This window comes from Nakamurella lactea DSM 19367, assembly GCF_000426645.1.
Lineage (GTDB): Bacteria > Actinomycetota > Actinomycetes > Mycobacteriales > Nakamurellaceae > Nakamurella > Nakamurella lactea.
Window position 1 is genome coordinate 51,704 of record NZ_AUFT01000018.1, and the last position, 14,886, is coordinate 66,589.

General features: G+C 68.9%; 13 protein-coding genes. 1 reads left to right on the forward strand and 12 read right to left on the reverse strand.

Annotation, left to right across the window (positions count from 1 at the left end; genetic code table 11):
• Positions 1-146: 146 nt before the first annotated feature.
• Genes K340_RS0117090 through K340_RS30970 form a run of 4 tightly spaced genes read right to left on the reverse strand, consistent with a single transcriptional unit; the run spans position 147 to position 3,927 of the window.
• Positions 147-1,010, reverse strand: a complete 864-nt coding sequence (locus K340_RS0117090; protein ID WP_245599596.1) for a sugar phosphate isomerase/epimerase family protein — start codon at positions 1,008-1,010, stop codon at positions 147-149.
• Positions 1,007-1,942, reverse strand: a complete 936-nt coding sequence (locus K340_RS0117095; protein ID WP_029137598.1) for a Ppx/GppA phosphatase family protein — start codon at positions 1,940-1,942, stop codon at positions 1,007-1,009. Before K340_RS0117095 ends, K340_RS0117090 begins: the two co-directional genes overlap by 4 nt.
• Positions 1,943-1,990: 48 nt before the next feature.
• Complete coding sequence (locus K340_RS0117100; RefSeq protein WP_029137599.1) at positions 1,991-2,671, reverse strand: response regulator transcription factor; 681 nt, start codon at positions 2,669-2,671, stop codon at positions 1,991-1,993.
• Positions 2,668-3,927, reverse strand: a complete 1,260-nt coding sequence (locus K340_RS30970) for a sensor histidine kinase (RefSeq protein WP_051266666.1) — start codon at positions 3,925-3,927, stop codon at positions 2,668-2,670. Before K340_RS30970 ends, K340_RS0117100 begins: the two co-directional genes overlap by 4 nt.
• A 160-nt stretch (positions 3,928-4,087) precedes the next feature.
• On the opposite strand from K340_RS30970, the gene mraY reads away from it, so the two are divergent.
• The gene (gene mraY / locus K340_RS0117110) at positions 4,088-5,182 is read left to right on the forward strand and encodes a phospho-N-acetylmuramoyl-pentapeptide-transferase (RefSeq protein ID WP_029137600.1); all 1,095 of its coding nucleotides are present in this window, start codon (positions 4,088-4,090) and stop codon (positions 5,180-5,182) included.
• 29 nt (positions 5,183-5,211) lie between these two features.
• On the opposite strand, the gene K340_RS0117115 is transcribed toward mraY, so the two are convergent.
• The 8 genes from K340_RS0117115 to K340_RS34465 form a co-directional block, all read right to left on the reverse strand.
• Positions 5,212-5,955, reverse strand: coding sequence for a phosphoglyceromutase (locus tag K340_RS0117115; protein WP_029137601.1), 744 nt, complete (start codon positions 5,953-5,955; stop codon positions 5,212-5,214).
• A 37-nt stretch (positions 5,956-5,992) separates the two neighbouring features.
• A complete protein-coding gene (locus K340_RS0117120; RefSeq protein WP_029137602.1) occupies positions 5,993-8,050 on the reverse strand; it encodes a hypothetical protein in 2,058 nt (685 codons plus the stop codon).
• Positions 8,047-9,141: a glycoside hydrolase family 130 protein gene (locus K340_RS0117125; protein WP_029137603.1), complete on the reverse strand. Its 1,095-nt coding sequence runs from the start codon at positions 9,139-9,141 to the stop codon at positions 8,047-8,049. Before K340_RS0117125 ends, K340_RS0117120 begins: the two co-directional genes overlap by 4 nt.
• 4 nt (positions 9,142-9,145) lie before the next feature.
• On the reverse strand, positions 9,146-9,988 hold the full coding sequence (locus K340_RS0117130; protein ID WP_037365360.1) for a carbohydrate ABC transporter permease: 843 nt from the start codon (positions 9,986-9,988) through the stop codon (positions 9,146-9,148).
• A 71-nt stretch (positions 9,989-10,059) separates the two neighbouring features.
• On the reverse strand, positions 10,060-10,941 hold the full coding sequence (locus K340_RS30975) for a carbohydrate ABC transporter permease (protein WP_407662236.1): 882 nt from the start codon (positions 10,939-10,941) through the stop codon (positions 10,060-10,062).
• A gap of 59 nt (positions 10,942-11,000) precedes the next feature.
• A complete protein-coding gene (locus K340_RS0117140) occupies positions 11,001-12,386 on the reverse strand; it encodes an ABC transporter substrate-binding protein (protein WP_037365364.1) in 1,386 nt (461 codons plus the stop codon).
• A 115-nt stretch (positions 12,387-12,501) separates the two neighbouring features.
• Positions 12,502-13,521 (reverse strand): LacI family DNA-binding transcriptional regulator, encoded by a 1,020-nt coding sequence (locus tag K340_RS0117145; RefSeq protein WP_029137606.1) that lies wholly within the window; start codon positions 13,519-13,521, stop codon positions 12,502-12,504.
• 126 nt (positions 13,522-13,647) lie between these two features.
• Positions 13,648-14,856, reverse strand: a complete 1,209-nt coding sequence (locus K340_RS34465; RefSeq protein ID WP_084614582.1) for a DUF4349 domain-containing protein — start codon at positions 14,854-14,856, stop codon at positions 13,648-13,650.
• Positions 14,857-14,886 lie beyond the last annotated feature (30 nt).

The following is a 14,886-nucleotide window of genomic DNA, read 5'->3' on the forward strand; positions in this document are numbered from 1 at the left end:
GGCGGTCCGCGACCGGATCAGCGCCCTCACGGCGACTTCAACCGGTCCGCAGCCGTCACAGTTTGTCCAGTGCCATGCCGATCAGAGAATGCGGATGATCGGACAGATACCTCATACCGGATGCGCAGATCTCCGGCGACCGCGGCTCAGGTCGGCGTCAGCGCCAGTCTGGCGAACACCAGCGACTGGGCGATGTCGTCCTCGCGCCGCCGCCGCGACAGCCCACGGGTGCTGATCTCGGCACACACCGCACCACGGAAATCATTGCGCACCAGGCCCTCCAGCAACTCGGTGCACGGTTGGGTGCCGCGTCCGGGGACCAGGTGCTCGTCCTTTCCTGACCCCGAGCCGTCGGCCAGGTGAATGTGCGCGAGGCCGGATCCCATCTGTTCGGCCAGCTGCAACGCGTCGGTACCCGAGGTGGCGGTGTGCGACAGATCCAATGTGTAGTACCGATGCCCGGACGGCACCGGATTCCAGTGCGGCCGATAGCTGTTCACCCGAACGCCAGGGGTGAACCGGCTGCTGCCGACGGTCAGCGGAAACATGTTCTCCACCGCGATCTTCACCTGTGTCCGGGCCTGCAACTCGGCCACCGAGGCGGCGAAGTCGGTCGACGCCGCCCGCTGCCAGACGAACGGCGGATGTACCACCACCACCGAAGCGCCGACCCGCTCGGCCAGCTCCAGCGAGCGGGCCAGCTTGACCAGCGGATCGGTCGACCACACCCTGGCCGTCACCAACAGGCACGGCGAGTGGATCGAGACGATCGGTAGCTCGTACCTGTCCATCAAGCGCCGCAACGCGTCCGCATCCTGGGTGAGCGGATCCGCCAGCACCATCAGCTCCAGCCCGTCGAAGCCGATCTCGGCAGCCATCGCGAAGGTGGTGCCGGTCGACTCCGGAAATGCCGAGGCGGTGGACAGGGTCACCGGGATCGAGGGCCGTAGCGGGGGGCGTTCGGGATAGCCGCCGACATCGGGGCCGCGATCGGGGCCGGTAGCGGTCACGGTCCGAACGCCAACTGGTCGAGACGTCGCAGGATGACGCCCTCCCGCAGTGCCCACGGGCAGATCTCCACCTCGGAAAGTCCCAGGGCCGTCACCGCCGCCTCCGCGATCAGCGCGCCGGCCGGGATCTGCGGCGCCCGATTCGGCGAAACCCCTTCCAGACAAGCGATATCCGCCGCGGTCATCCGCTGCAGGAACGCCGACACCTGGCGCAGGCCGGCCGCCGTCAGCACCCGCTGTACCCGGGGTCCGGCGCTGGACGGTGCGGCGCCGGTCAGCCTGGCCAACGTCCGGAACGTCTTGGAGGTGGCCACCACCCGATCGAACGGACCGGCCGCCTTGATCTGCAGCCGGGCCGCGGCCAGCCGCTCCGTCAACCATTCCTTGAGCTCGCCGACCTGGGTCGGGCTCGGCGGATCGGCCAACTGTCGGTCGCGGTGCAGCCGACCGGCTCCCAACGGCAACGACAACGCCACCTCGGGCTCTTCGTCCTTGCCGGCCGCGATCTCCAGCGAGCCGCCACCGATATCCAGTACCAGCAAGTTTCCCGCACTCCAGCCGTACCACCGGCGGGCGGCCAGGAACGTCAGCCGGGCTTCATCGGGACCCGGCAGCACCTGTAGATCGACCCCGGTCAGCGTTCGGACGTGGTCAAGCACATCCGAGGCGTTCGACGCGTCCCGGACCGCCGAGGTGGCGAATGCCAGTAGTTCGGCGCAGCCCAGCCGGGCGGCGGCCTGGGCGGCCTCGCCGACCGCGGCCAGCAGGGCGTCCTTTCCCTGGTCGCTCAGGATCCCGGCATCGTCCAGGTGCTCGGCCAGTCGCAGGCCGGTGCTCTGCGAGAGCTGCGGCGTCGGATGCCCACCCCGGTGGGCGTCGACCACCAGCAGATGCACGGTGTTCGACCCGACATCCAGTACGCCAAGTCGCATCGGGTCAGCCTAACGGGGCAGGCAGCGGGACAACCGCGCTACGCCCCATCACCCCTCTAGTTTGTAACCGAGGCCGCGGACGGTGATCAGGTGTCGCGGCGCTGCCGGGTCCGGCTCGATCTTCGCCCGCAGCCGTTTGACGTGGACGTCAAGGGTCTTGGTATCGCCGACGTAGTCGCTACCCCACACCCGGTCGATCAGCTGCCCCCTGGTCAGTACCCGGCCGGAATTGCGCATCAGGTACTCGAGCAGGTCGAACTCCTTGAGCGGCAAGGTGATCTCGCTGTCACCGACGCTGACCACGTGCCGCTCGACATCCATCCGCACCGGTCCGGCCGACAGCACGCTCTCGTCCAGGTCCTCGGGTTCCGTGCCGCGCCGCAGCACGGCCCGGATCCGGGCGATCAGCTCCCGTGAGCTGTACGGCTTGGTCACGTAGTCGTCGGCGCCCAGCTCCAGCCCGACCACCTTGTCGATCTCCGAGTCGCGGGCGGTCACCATGATCACCGGCACCGCCGCGCGTTGCCGCAGTTGCTTGCACACCTCGGTGCCGCTCATTCCGGGCAGCATCAGGTCCAGCAGGACGATGTCGGCGCCGGCCCGGTCGAACTCGAGCAACGCATCGGGGCCGGTGGAGGCGGTGGTGGTGGTGAAACCCTCCCGGCGCAGCAGGAAGGCCAACGGCTCGGCCATCGACTCCTCGTCCTCGACGATCAGCACCCTGGTCACGTTGCTCCTTCTCGTTGTCCTGCAGATTCGATCAGCGATGCCCGACGGTCGGCACCGCCGGCGTTGGTGGCGGCGGCCGGGTCCGGCTGCGCCGGTCGTGCGGTGTCGACCGTCTCCGGCAGCTGCGGCAACCGCAGGGTGAACGTCGAGCCGGTGCCGGCCCGGCTCCACAGCAGTGCCTGCCCGCCGTGGTTGGCCGCGACATGCTTCACGATGGCCAGCCCCAGTCCGGTGCCACCGGTGGCCCGTGACCGTGCCGGGTCGACCCGGAAGAACCGCTCGAACACCCGCTGCTGATGTTCCGGCGCGATGCCGATGCCGCGGTCCGTCACCGAGATGTCGATGCTCCCGTCGCGGCTGGACCTGGTGACCGACACCGGGGTCCCGGGCGGGGAGTAGCTGATGGCGTTGTCGATCAGGTTGGTCAGCGCGGTCACCAGCAGGGTCCGGTCGCCGCGCACCAGCAACCCGGACAGCGGGTCGCTGATCACCGTGATGCCGGCGGTCTCGGCCACTGTCTCCAGCCGGCCCATCGCCTCGGCCACCACAGCGTCCACCTCGACCACCGCCAGGTCCTGCAGCGGCAGCCCTCCCTGTAATCTGGACAACGCGATCAGCTCGTTCACCAGGGCGCCGAGCCTGGTCGACTCGGCGAGCATCTTGCCGGCGAAATGCCGCACCGACTCCTCGTCGTCCGAGCCGTCCAGCACTGCCTCGGCGAGCAGCGCGATGGCACCGACAGGCGTCTTCAGCTCGTGCGAGACGTTCGCCACGAAGTCACGCCGGATGGTCTCGACCCGGCGGGCGGCGGACTCGTCCACCGCGCTCACCAGGATCATCTCGGCGCCCAGCGGCTGGGCGACCGCATGCACCATCGACGGGTCACCGGCGTCATCGACGGGGCTGCCGCCGGCGGTGGTGTCGGCGGCGGGCTGCATCGTCCCGAGATCGACATCGATCGGCTCGCCGGACACCCCCGTCCGGGCGATCGCTTCGAGCACCCGGGTGTCGGGCATGCCCGCCCTGACCACCCGCAGCTCGCGGGCGCGCTGGTTGGCCAGCAGCACGTTGCCGCCGCGGTCCGTCACCAGGTAGGCGCTGTCCGAACGGGCGACCACCTCGGCGGCCAGCGCCGCGTCCTGGTGCGAGGTGGCGTCGACGCGCGGCCCCTCCGCTCGCCGGATGAGAACCGCGGCGAGCAACCATCCCAGCAGCACTCCGCAGAGCGCGACAGCCAGGTATCCGACCCACGGCACGTCTTCATCGTAGGGTGACGGCTCAGGTGCTCCCGACCATCCGCTCGGCCGCCGGACCCGCGTTCACCCGCTGTTCCGCCAGCCGTTCATCGGCCGTTCACCCGTAATGTGCGTTGACCGCGGTGGCAGCGCCCCCGAACGAGAGGCTGGAACCGACCCCATGAAGAGCATCCTGATCGCGGCCGTGGTCGGGCTGATCGTGGCGGTGACCTTGACACCGTTCCTGATCAAGCTGTTCTCCCGACCCGGCTTCGGCCAGGAGATCCGCGAGGAAGTCAAGCAGCACCAGGCCAAGCGCGGCACCCCGACCATGGGCGGCGTCGCCATCCTCATCGCCATGTGGATCGGGTACCTGGTCTCGGTGATCGTCCGGATGATCACCGAACGCGGCGGCGGCCCGACCGCCTCGGCCTGGCTGCTGCTGTTCCTGACCACCGGTTGTGGGCTGGTCGGCTTCCTGGACGACTTCATCAAGATCCGTAACAAGCGCAACCTCGGTCTGCGGCAGCGGGCGAAACTGATCGGCCAGACCCTGATCGCGGTGACCTTCGGGATCGGCGTGCTGCTGTTCCGCAACGACTTCGGCCTCACCCCGGGATCGGTGCGGCTGTCCTACACGCACGACCTGAAGTTCATCACCTTCGGCGCCATCGGCTTCGTCATCTTCGCCGTGCTGCTGATCGCCGCCTGGACGAACGCGGTGAACTTCACCGACGGCCTGGACGGGCTGGCCGCCAGTTCATCGGTGATGGTGCTCGGCAGTTACGTGGCGATCTGCTTCTTCCAGTTCCGCAACGCCTGCTGGGTCCTGCCGGCCAACAGTGCCGCCTATCCCGGCTGCTATGCCGTGCGGGATCCGCTCGACCTGGCCGTGGTGGCCGCCGCCGCGGTCGGCGGCTGCGTCGGCTTCCTGTGGTGGAACGCGCATCCGGCCCGGATCATCATGGGCGACACCGGCTCGCTCGCGCTGGGCGGCATGATCGCCGGTCTGTCGATCCTCACCAAGACCGAACTACTGCTGGTGGTGATCGGCGGCCTCTTCGTCATCGAAATGGCCTCCGACATCATCCAGATCATCGGCTACAAGACCCGCAAGATCCGGATCTTCAAGATGGCACCGTTCCACCATCACTTCGAACTGTCCGGGTGGGCGGAGACCACGATCTTCGTGCGGTTCCTGCTATTGGCCGCGGTGTCGGCGGCGATCGGTCTCGGCCTGTTCTACGCGGACTGGCTCTCGCTGACCGGCGGTTGACCGGGTCGGCGAGTTGCTCCCCGCCTGCGTCAGCGGCCCTGGTTCGCCACCGCCTGGGCGGCCTCGGCCGCCGCCGCCGGGTCCAGATACAAACCGCCTGGGGTGACGGGCTTCAGATCCGCGTCCAGTTCGTACTTGAGCGGGATGCCGGTAGGGATGTTCAGGGCCGCGATGGCGTCGTCACTGATCCCGTCCAGCAGCTTGACCGTGGCCCGCAGCGAGTTGCCGTGGGCGACCACGATCACGGTCTTGCCGGCCTTCAGGTCGTCGGCGATCGGGCCGTACAGGTACGGCTCCAGTCTGACGACGACGTCGGCCAGGCATTCGGTGGTCGGGGCGTCGGCGCCGAGGTCGGCATACCGCGGGTCGCCGGCCTGCGAATACTCGTTGTCGGCGCTGATCGGCGGCGGCGGCACGTCGTAGCTGCGCCGCCACAGCATGAACTGCTCCTCGCCGTAGGTCTGCAGGGTCTGCTTCTTGTCCTTGCCCTGCAGGTCGCCGTAGTGACGCTCGTTCAGCCGCCAGTGCCGGCGCACCGGAATCCAGTGCCGGTCGGCGGTGTCCAGCGCCAGGTTCGCGGTCGAGATGGCCCGCCGCAGCACCGAGGTGTGCAGCACGTCCGGCAGCAGGTTCTGCTCGGCGAGCAGCTCGCCGGCATGCCTCGCCTCCCGCTCACCGGTCTCCGACAGCGGCACGTCCACCCAGCCGGTGAACAGGTTCTTGGCGTTCCAGGTGCTCTCGCCGTGGCGCAGCAGGATGAGGGTCGAGGTCATGCCCTCATCCTGCCGCAGCCGGCCATCGGCGGTTCGATCAGGTGCGGGTCACCAGGGTGAAGCCTCCCGGCAGCACCGGCACCGTCATCGATTCGCCGCCGGCGGCGAATCGGGCGATCGTCCGCCCGGCGGAGTCGTAGACCCCGACGGAGGCCGGGCCGGACCCGGCGAGGGCGACCTTCCGCAGCTCGGGGCTGCGCGACTTGGACGTCAGCAGCGCGGTGGCGGCGCCGTTGCCGTCGGCGACCAGCGTCGCGACCTCCGGCATGACCATCAGCGCATCGATCCGGCCGGTACCGCCGCCGGTGGTGGCCGTCACCGTGGTCTGCCCGGCTCGCGCCGTCCGGCTCAGCGCAACCGGCATCAGCATCCCGGCCGATTGCGCCTGGCCCTGAGCACCGACGCCGCCGAAGTCGACGGAACCGAGTGGACGGCCGCCGTCGGTGAACCGGGTCCGCGCCGTCGCGCCATGCAGCTGCTCGACGACGGGCTGCACCAACCGCGGCTGGTCGGCCGCCGGCAACTGCCAGCTCACCGTCGAACCCGCCGTCACCTGCACGGCGTCACCGCTCCACAGCGACTCGCCGGTCCAGGCCGGATCGGGGGTGACGATGCTCGCCCCGCCCGACACCGCGCCGGTTTCGGCCTCGATCACCTGCAGCCCGTCCCGCTGCCGGATGTTCGCGGACGAGCGGGCCAGCGCAGCGAGGTCGGGATGGGCGTCGAGCACCTGCATGCTCATCAGGCCATGAATGGTGGACTCGGCGCCGGAGTTGCGGTTCACCGTTCCGTCGGGCTGGACGCCGTCGTTGGTCACCCCGGTCTCCGGGTGATAGACGGCGACTCCGGCGGCGTTCGCGCCGAAGAACCAGCCGGCCGCCACTGCGGCAAGCGCGGTGATGCCCGGCCGCCGGCTCGCCGCGCCGACGGTGGCCGCGGCCTGCACCCTGGCGTCGGCGCCGTAGGCGATCTGGGTGGCGTCGGTGGGCAGCGGCAGCAGCCCGTTCACCGGACCGGTCGAGGTGAGCAGCTGGGGGGTGAAGCCGGCGGCATCGGCGATCGCCGGCCGCAGCAACGCCGGATCGTGCAGCGCGGCAGCGGCCGCGGCCAGCCCGGACGGCATCTGCGCACCCCAGGCATGCCAGTCGGAGCGGGACAGCGCCCATGGCAGCAGCGCGCGGTAGGGCCACTGGGTGATGCTGCCGGCCGACATCTCGGCCACGCCGCGAGCCAGCTTCTTCAGGGCTGACGACGCGGTCCGGGTCCCGGGACCGGCGGCCTTGACGTAGGCGGCCAGGCCGAGCATCGCCTCGGACGAGGCGTCGGCCCCGTCGACGATCAGCCAGGCCGGCACCCGAACCCCGTGGATCACCTGGTACTTCCCGTAGTCGCCGAGCACGTCGCGGTTGAGGGCGGCGACCGTCAGCTGCATTCTTTCGGCCAAGAACGCCGCAAAGGAGGGATCGGCCTTCTTGAAAGCCGCATACCCCTCGCCGTAGGCCCATAGGGTCCGGGCCAGCCAGTAGCTGGCGTCAGAGTCCGCCGGGTTCGGCGAGTCCGGCGGGGTGGGTGTCGGGTTCAGCGAGCCGTCCGGCTGCATCCACAGCACGCCCTCGCCGGCGTGCGGGCCGGTGGCCGTCTGGAAGTAGGCAACGCCGCGAAGCTGTTGATAGGCCTGTTCTTTCGCGTGGGCATTGCCGGTCGCCTGCCACTCGCGCAGGTAGACGACGGCCGCCCTGGTCATGTCGTCGCTGTCGTAGGAGCCCTGCCCCCAGTGGCCGGTCGCCGGATCGAGACCGCCGCCGCCGACCCGTTCGAAGGTGCCGCCGTCCCTGGCGTCCGCATAGACCCAGATCACGCCGATCTGCGGATCGGCGGCCAGCCGGTAGGTGGTGTGCGCCGCGGTATCCGGCACGGCCACCCGGTCGGTGAGCCAATCCAGGTGGTCGAGGTTGGTGAGCCGCTGCGTCGGGGCCGGGTGGGCTGCGGCTGCCGAATCGGTGGTGGCGGCGAGCGCGGGTGCGGCGCTCAGTGTGCTGAGCAGCAGGGTGCCGGCCACCGCAGCACTCCTCCCGCGGGTGAGAACTGACGTCATTGTCCGTTCCTTTCGGTGAGCAGTTCGGCCACGCCGATCTTCGAATCGGCCATTCCGTAGAAGACGAACCGGCGGCCGTCGATCTCTTCGATCGCGGTGGGAAACACCACGTTCGGCACGATTCCGCTGCGCTCGTCGTCGGTCTCCGGCGCCAGTAACGGATGTTGGGTCCGGTTGAGTACCCGGCTCGGGTCGTCGGCGTCCAGCAAGATGGCCCCGGCCGCGTAGTTCACCCGCTGCTGCTGGTCGGTATCCGCCGACAGCTCGCCGGTGACGCCGTGATGGATCAACAGCCAGCCCTCCGGAACCCGGATCGGCGGCGGCCCGCCGCCGATCTTGAGCGCCTCGAAGTCCATCTCGGCGAACGCGACCGGTCGGTGCTGCGACAGATGTGCCAACGCGCCGGGGTCGGCGCGCACCGCAGCTGCCGGTGCATAGGAGATCCAGATACCGGGCCGGTTGTCGGTGATCCCGTGCGGCAGCGGCTCGCCGGCGCCGGCCGCGATCCACGACAGGTCCCACATCGGCCGGTGCAGCATCGCGAACGCCTCGGTGCCGTCCGGCGCCGTCACCGGTTCGGGGAAGATCAGCACGTCCTTGTTCGGGTACAGGTTCAGGTCGGTGTCCAGGTCGGCCTGGTACTCGAAGTGCAACGGCCCCAATCGATCCCACTGCCGCAGGTCCTTCGACACGGCGAGCGCCGGGCGGGGGCCGAGCGGCCCGTAGGCGACGTACGTCATCAGGTGCACACCCAGGTCCGCGACGTAGGTGGTCCTGGGATCCTCGACCCCGGCATGGTCGGCACCCCGTTCCCAGCCGGCGTCCGGCTCCAGCACGACGCCCTCGCGTTGCACACCGACCGGGACGCCGTCTGAGACCAGCACCTTGGCCAGCCCGACTCTGGACAGGTTGCCGTCGGCCACCAGGCGGGGCAACAGGTACAGGGTGCCGTCGGCGTCGCGGCCACTGGCCGGATTCAGCACCCCCTCGGCCTCCCTGGGGTCGTCGGGATCGGGCGACATGATCACCCCGATCCGGCGCAGGGTGTACGGAAAGGGGGCCGCGGTCGGCTCGTCGACGGGGTCAGTCATGAGGTCATCCCTTCACGCCCGACCCGAGATCGGTCGAGACGAAGTGTCGCTGGAACAGAATGAACAGCACCACCGCGGGTGCGGCGAGGATCACCGCGCCGGCCAGGATCGCGCCGTACGGGTTTGCCACGCTGGAGGCGACGTTGGAGATGTAGTTCGCCAGCGCCACCGCGAGTGGTTGCTTGTCGGGCTGTTTGGTGATCAGGAAGGGCCACAGGAACTCGTTCCAGGGTCCGATGAAGGTCAGCAGCACGGCGGTCAACAACGCCGGACGGACCAGTGGCAGGGCGATCGACCACAGCGTTCGCAGTTCGCCGGCACCGTCGATCCTGGCCGCGTCGAACAGTTCCTGCGGCAACTGCAGGAAGTACTGCCGGAAGATGAACACCGCCGTCGAGTTGATGGCGAACGGCAGGATCATCCCCAGGTACGAGTCGGACAGCCCGTAATCGCGGGCGATCAACACGTACAGCGGGATCATCAGCAGCTGGAACGGCACCACCTGGATCAGCACCAGGGCTGAGAACACCAGGCCGCGGCCGCGGAAGTGCAACCGGGCCAACGCGTATCCGGCGAGTACGCCGAACACCACGGTGCACAGCAGCACCCCGCCGGTGAAGATCCCCGAGCTGAGCAGGGCCTGCGGAATGTCCAGCCGGGAGTTGATCGCGGTGTAGTTCGACAGGCTCAGGTCGCCGAACCGTGGAAAGGCGCCGGCAATCGTGGTGTCCGGCGTCTTCTGGAACGAACCGACGACCATGTAGTAGAAGGGGAACAGGAATGCCAGCGCGGCGATCAGCAGCAGGGTGATCCCGGCCCACCGCCCGATCGGTTTGGTGCGCCGCATGCTGCCGCCCGAGATGGGGCGACCGACTTCGGCCGGCTCGAGGCCGGTCCCGGCTGAAACTGCTTGCCCGGTCATCGGTTCCCCCGTTCGGTCAGGAAGCGGTTGATGCCGGCGATGATCAGCACCAGCACCATCAGGATCACGCCGATCGCGGCCGCCTGGTCCGGGTGGTTCTGCAGGATGCCCTTTTGATAGATCAGCAGCACCGGTGAGGTGGACGCGCCGTCCGGTCCACCGCCGCCGGTCAGCAGATACGGCTCGGTGAACAGGTTGGCGCCGGTGATGATCGCCAACAGCACGACCAGTCCGGTGGCCGGCCGAACGCCGGGAACGGTGACGCTCCAGAACGACTTCCAGGCGCCGGCGCCGTCGGTCGATGCCGATTCGTACAACTCCTTGGGCACGCTCTGCAAGGCCGCCAGGTACAGCAGGATGAAGAACCCCAACTGCTTCCAGGTGACGAAGAAGGCGATCATCGGCATCGCCCAGAAGCTGCTGACCAGCCAGCTCGGATCCGGCGCCAGCGGGCCGAGGATCGAGTTGACCAGGCCGTGCGAGTTGAACAGGAACAGCCACACCCCGACAACGGCGACGCTGGCCGTCACGTATGGCACGTAGAAGGCCACCCGGAAGAAGGCCCTGGCCCTGATCGCCTTGTTCAGTGCCGTCGCGAGTACCAGCGACAGGATCACTGTCAGCGGGACGTTGATCAGGATGAAGACGCCGACGTGGCGGAACGAGTCGAGCACGTCCGGATCCGTCAGCACCGATTTGTAGTTGTCCAGGCCGACGCCCGGGGTGGCGACCTTGACACCGGGGGCGGTGAAGCGGAACTTGTGGAAGCTCATCCACACCGCGAAGCCCAGCGGGAAGGCGAACACCACCGCGAGGAAGACCACGTACGGGGCCGACAACAGCAGCCCGATCGGCTGGCGGCCGACGACTTTCGCCATCAGGCCGCCGGCCGACCGCTGCCGCGACTGCGTCGTCGGGGCGATGGTCGACATGGTGATCAGCCCGCGGCGAGCTTGTCGATCTGGGTGGCCGCGTCGGCGAAGGTGGACTGTGGGTCCGCCTTCCCGAAGATCACGGCCGTGCTCCAGGCCTTACGGAAGTCCTGCCAGATCTCCACCGAGTTCGGCACGTTCGGCACCTCGACGGTGCGGGCGGCCTGCGAGGCGAATTCGGCGTACTCCGGGTTCTTCTTGAAGTAGTCGGCGTAGGTGGTGGGCAGGTCGGTCCGCAACGGCATCTGCCCGGTCAGCTCCAGCAGCTTGCCGTCCTGCTCCTCACTCGTGGCGAATTTCAGGAAGTCCCAGGCAGTGCCGGTGTTCTTGCACGAGGTGTACAGCCCGACGTTCTTGGCATCGGAGAAGGTGTGGATCTGATCGGCGGGCATCCCCTTGCTGGTCGGCACCGGGACCACTCCCCAGTTCACCTTGCCCTTGTAGCTGGCGATCGCCCACGGGCCGACGGTCGACATCGCGGCCTTGCCGTCGGCGAACGAATCACCTTGGTACACCTCGGTTCCGGCCAGCTTGTCGGCGTAGATCTGCCGCCAGAAGTTGATGACGTTCATGCCCTCGGCCGAGGTGAACTGCGACTTCCCGTCGACGATCAGCTGCTTGCCGCCGGTCTCGGCGGCGAACATCGGGTAGAAGTCGAACCAGGGCTGATAGAAGTCGGCGCTGGGCGAGGGATAGATCGCGTACTGCGCCGCCTTGGAATCCACGACCTTCTTGGCCGTCGCCAGGAACTCGTCATACGTTGCAAGCGGTGGCTTGTCGGTGTCGATCCCGGCCTTGGTGAAGATGTCCTTGTTGTAAAAGATCATCACCGGATTCGACTTCCACGGCAGCTGGTAGTAGTGGCCGTCTGCGCTCTGGTACTGCTTGGCGACATCGGCGCCGGTGCGCGTCTCGATGTACGAGGCGCCGTCCGGGAACGAGCTGAGATCGACCAGGCCACCGGCGTCCTGGAACTGCGGAACCGCGGCCGGCGAGGTGTTGAAGATCAGGCACGGAGTGGTGCCCGCGGTGATCGCGGCGCCGATGGTCTCCTCGGACGACTTGCCCGCCGGGATCTCCTCGCCGGTCACTTTTTGGTCGGCGTGGGCGGCGTTCCAGGCGGCCACCACCTGTTTGCCCCAGGCGACCTCCTGCTCGTTGTTCGAGTACCAGATCTTGATCTCGCCGGTCGGCCCGACCGGGGCGGCCGCGCCGGCCGAACCGGTTGCCGCGCCGCCGGTTGCCGCGCCTGCGGTGGCGGCGCCGCCGGCCGGAGTGCTCCCGGCGTTGTCGCCGCCGCTGGAGCCGCAGGCGGATACGGCGAGCACGGCCACGGTGGCGGCGACCAGCGCGGCTCTCCTGCGGGTGCCGGATCGTTGGGTGATGGTCATCTTGACTCCTTTGTCGCGATGGGTGGGGTCGGTCAGGTGAGTGACGTTCGGTGCTGCAGTGACGATCTGGTGCGCGGTGACGATCGGTGCTGCGGTGAAGACGGATGGATCGCGGTCAGCTGCCGCCGGGTCGCCCGATCGACCCGCGGGGAACGAATTGCGCGGCAGGAAGTTCCAGGTCTGTCGCGTCCTGGTTGTCGATGTGCTCGGTGAGCCGGCCACCGGCGGCGGCGCCCCAGCCGTAAGCGTCGGTGCGCACGCTGGCCAGCGCCGGATGCAGGTAGCCGGAGATCTCGGTGTCGTCGAAGCCGATCACCGACAGATCCTCCGGCACCCGCAGGCCCTTTCGCTGCGCCACCGACATGCCGGCGATCGCCATCAGATCGTTCGCGTACAGCAGTGCGGTCGGTCGGTCGGCCAGTGCCAGCAACCGCTCGGTGGCCGCGGCGCCGCTGCCGGCCGTGAAGTCGGTCTCCACCAGCGGTCCCGGCGGCAGGCCCGCGGCGGCGAGCGTGCCGGCCCACTCGGCCTGCCTACTGTTCGCATGCAGGAATTCCGCGGGACCCGCGATGTGACCGATCCTGGTGTGGCCCAACGCGATCAGCCGGTTCACGGCGTCGCGGACGCCGGGCCGGTCGTCCAGGCAGACTGCCGGACCGAGACCGGCGGTGTCCGGTCGGTTCAGGCTGACGAACGGCACCCGCAACTCGGCCAGCAAGGCCGGTCGCTGATCACCCACTCGCAGGTCGGCGACGATCGCACCGTCGATCCGGTTGGATCGGGACAGCTCGGTGTACGCGGCCATTTCGTCGACGGCGGACACGAACCGCAGGACCAGTGAACGACCGGTCGGGGCGAGTACCGATTCCAGGCCGGCGATGAACGGCGGGAAGAACGGATCGGCCCGCAACAGTTCCGGTGGCCGCGCCAGCACCAGACCGATCGCGTCGGCGCGGCGGTTCGACAGCGACCGGGCCGAGTAGCTGGGCGCGTACCCGAGTTCGGCGGCAGCGGCCAGGATCCGCTCCTTGGTGGCCGAGGCGACGCCGGGCCGGCCGTTGAACGCGAAGCTGACGGCACCCTTGGAGACACCGGCTCGCTCGGCGACATCGGCAATCGTCGGATTGCGCGCCATCGGAGCCTCCGCTGCATCGTCGCCGCCGCCGGTTCAACAACTAAACCGGTTTAATGTTGTTCTCTTTAAACCGGTTCAGAACGGCTGGGTCAAGAGCCAGGAGGTTTTATCACCCGATCGGGTCAGTCAGCGGTCTCCGCGCAACTCCGGGCGCAGTCCGGCACCTGGCGAGCGGTCCCGCCGCAGCTCACCGAACCGGCGGCGCAGCCACGGCGTGGCGAACGCCAACAGGATCAGGATCGGCAGGAACGGCAGCAGCGCCCCGAACACCACGGCCATGCCGGCGCCGATGTTCTTCAGCACGGTGATCGCGCCGAGCACACCGCCGACGAACCCCGAGGGTCCCGGCGACCCGAGCTGGGCAACCGGCAGCACCAGCGCCGGGTTCGACTTCTCGGTGGCCGCCACCACCTTCCCGGAGATCACCAGCGTGATGGTGGACAACGCGACCTGATCGGCCATCGCCGCCCGTTTGCGCATGATCGCCTCGAGATCGGCCTCCCGACCGGACAGCTCCGACTCGATCGCGATGATGTCGGAGATCTTGGTCGCCTTCGTCAGCAACTGCCGCAGCCGGCCGACGGCGGCCTTCATGGTGGCGATCCGGCCGTCCATATCGGCCAGCGCCCCGGTCACGTCCTCGGAGCTCTCCGTGCCGGTCAGTTCGCCGAGCCCGGCCAGCGCCCTGCGCGCCGCGTCGTACTTGCTCACCGGTACCCGCAGGGTGATCGACTGGGTGGTTCCTTCACCTTCGGACGCGCTGACGTAACCACCGACCCCGGTGCCGGCCGCCCTGGCCTTGATCGCCAGCTCGGACACCTTCTGCCGCAACGCTTTCTGATCCGCATCGGAGTCCTTGGTGGCGGGCACGGTGACCTCGACGGCGAAGCTGGCGGTGCGGATGATCTGCCGCCCGTCCATGGCGACCGGCTCCGGATCGGTCGTCGCCGGTGCCTTCGAGCCACCCTTCGCCGCACCCGATCCGCCGTCGGCCGAGTCCCCCGCGGCCGAACCGGCCGAGCCCGATTCCGCTGCCGCGGACGCGGCTGCACCGGCGGACGAGGCCGCCGACGGCGCAGCCGCACCGACGGTGCCGGCCGCCCGTTCTTGCTCAGTTGCCCCGCCGGCCGGGCCGGACTCCGCCGAGTCGTTGCCGAAGGACGCGGCGTCACCCGCCGCTGAGTTCTCGTTGGAGTTGGTACAGGCCGACACCGCAGCGCCGGACACGACCAGCGCGGCCAGCAGGCCGGCTGCCCACCGGCGACCGGATCGGGGGCGGCCACCGTCAGCCGCGGTTGTTCGTCGTTGAGCTCTCCGCTTCGCTGCTGACCCCATCGCTGCTCCCAGGACTGACGCGCGGCCGCC